The 2,319-nt window shown below is 70.0% G+C and carries 2 protein-coding genes; both read right to left on the bottom strand.

The features are described from left to right. Window positions 1-111: 111 nt before the first annotated feature. A complete protein-coding gene (locus tag A6M56_RS07495; RefSeq protein WP_286757950.1) occupies window positions 112-1,725 on the bottom strand; it encodes a PqiB family protein in 1,614 nt (537 codons plus the stop codon). Next, entirely contained in the window at window positions 1,718-2,308 is a 591-nt protein-coding gene (locus tag A6M56_RS07500; protein WP_286757952.1) for a paraquat-inducible protein A, read from the bottom strand. Before A6M56_RS07500 ends, A6M56_RS07495 begins: the two co-directional genes overlap by 8 nt. Window positions 2,309-2,319: the final 11 nt, after the last annotated feature.

Here is a 2,319-nt window from a genome sequence, read left to right on the forward strand (position 1 = left end):
GGCGGCCGGCGGCGCGACCGGGTTGAGCGTGTAGAAGTTCTCCGGCACCGTGCGGCAGGCGCACAGCGCCAAAGACAGCGCGCCGAGGGGAACGAGGAACAGACGCATGCCTTACTCCTTGCCGCGGATGAGCGCCTCGGGATGGCGGCTCAGGTAGTCGGCCAGCGCGCGCAGGGCGCGCGCCGCCCGGTTCACCTGTTCGAGCGTGTCGCGCAGGTCCTGCTGCACCGGCGCGTCGGACGACAGGGCGCGTTCGGCGCTGCCGAGCGCCTGTTGCGCCTGCGCCAGCGTGTCCCGCACTTCCGGCAGGACCGCCGCATCCAGCTGCCGCAGCACGCTGTCGGCGCTCCTGAGCGTGCCGTCCAGGCTTTGCAGCGTGCGCTCGAGATCGCGCCCGATCGCGTCGAACGGCACGCGGTCGAGCTTTCTGGCGATGCTCGCCAGGCTCTCCTGGATGCCGGCGAAGCTGCCGCTCACGCTCGGCAGCACCGGCGGCGCATGGGTCCAGTCGATTTTCGCCTGCGGCGCGTGCGGATAGAAATCCAGCGCGACGAACAGCTGGCCGGTCAGCAGGTTGCCGCTCTTGAGCTGGGCGCGCATGCCGCGCGCCACCAGCCGGTTCAGGAAATCCTGCGGATTGCGCTCCAGCGGCGAGGCCTGCGGCGCGCCGCCGCGCGGGCGCAGGCGTTCCGGAAAGAGCGCGATTTGGACCGGGAAGCGGATCGCATGCGGGCCTGCCCCGTATTCCAGGCCGACCGACCTGACCTCGCCGATCTCGATGCCGTGGAAATCGACGGCGGCGCCCGGCGCCAGCCCGCGCAGGGATTCGCTGAAATAGACGGTGTATTCCTGCGCCTGCCGGTTGCGGCGCTTGAATGCGCTGTCGCGGTCCGGATACAGCGCGAAGCGGGTGTCGGGCGGCGCCGGCTTGTCGTCCGCGATGTCCGGCGGCGTCTGGAACGAAATGCCGCCGACCACCACCGAGGTCAGCGATTCGGTGTTGAGCTTGACGCCGCCGCTGCCGACCGACAGGTCGATGCCGCTGGCGACCCAGAAGCGGGAGTTGGCGGTGACGAAGCGGTCGTTGGGGGCGTCGACGAAGATGTCAAGCGTCACGCCCCGGCCCTCCGGGTCGATCCGGTAGCCGGTGACCTTGCCCACCGCCACGCGGTGGAAGTAGACCGGCGCGCCGAGGTAGAGCGAGTCCATGTTTTCCGCGTGCAGCATGAACTGGCTGCCCTTGGCGTCCAGCAGCACCGGCGGAGGCGTATCGAGGCCGACGAAGTGGCGCCTGTTGGCGTTCGACGTGCCGGCGTCGGTGCCGATGTAGGCGCCGGAAAAGAGGGTGCCCAGGCCGGTGATGCTGCCCAGCGTGATGCGCGGGCGCTCCACCCAGAAGCGCGTGTCCTGCACCAGGAAGCGCTCCGCCTGCTTGGCCATCTGCGCGGTGACGATCACCTGCGAGCGGTCGTCGGCGATCGCCACGTCCGTCACGGTGCCGATGTCGACGTCCTTGTAGCGCACCTTGGTCTTGCCGGCCTCCAGCCCCTCCGCATTCTTGAACGCGATGGTGATGGTCGGCCCCTGCGCCAGCAGGTAGTGCAGCGCCAGCCAGATGCCGAGCAGGGCGGCGACGATCGGAATGATCCAGACCAGGGGCACGGTCCAGTGGCGCTTGGGCACGGCCACGGCTTCCGGAATCGGCTGATCGGGCGTATCAGCCATCTCTTGCGCCGTCCCAGATCAGCCGCGGGTCGAACGACTGCGCGGCCAGCATGGTCAGCACCACCACCGCGCCGAACGCCGCCGCGCCCGGCCCGGCGCGCATCGATGCGAACGATTCGACCTGCACCAGCGCGACCGACAGCGCGGCCACGTAGATGTCGAGCATCGACCAGCGCCCGATCGCGTCCACCAGGCGGTACAGCTTCGCGCGCTGGCGCGGCTGCCAGGCCATGCGGCGCTGCACCGATACCAGCAGCAGGACCAGCGCGATCAGCTTGGTCAGCGGCACCACGATGCTGGCGAAGAAGATCAGCGCCGCGACGAACCAGGCGCCGCTGTTCCAGAACAGCAGCACGCCGCTCATGATGGTGTTGCTGTGCGACTCGAACAGCGAGCGGGTCTCCAGGATCGGCAGCGTGTTGGCCGGGATGTAGAGGATGGCGGCGGCGATCACGCAGGCCCAGGTGCGCGACACGCTGTGGGGCTTCCGCGCATGCAGCGCCGCCAGGCAGCGCGGGCAGCGCAGCGCTGCGCTGGCGCCGGGCGCGCGGCACAGCAGGCCGCAGGCATGGCAGGTCAGCAGCCCGCGCGCCG

The organism is Ralstonia sp. RL (assembly GCF_001683835.1).
GTDB classification, from domain to species: domain Bacteria; phylum Pseudomonadota; class Gammaproteobacteria; order Burkholderiales; family Burkholderiaceae; genus Ralstonia; species Ralstonia mannitolilytica.

Coding starts and splice junctions, on each gene's coding strand:
- A6M56_RS07495 (WP_286757950.1), bottom strand. CDS start 1,725: ATGGCTGATACGCCCGATCAGCCGATTCCGGAAGCCGTGGCCGTGCCC.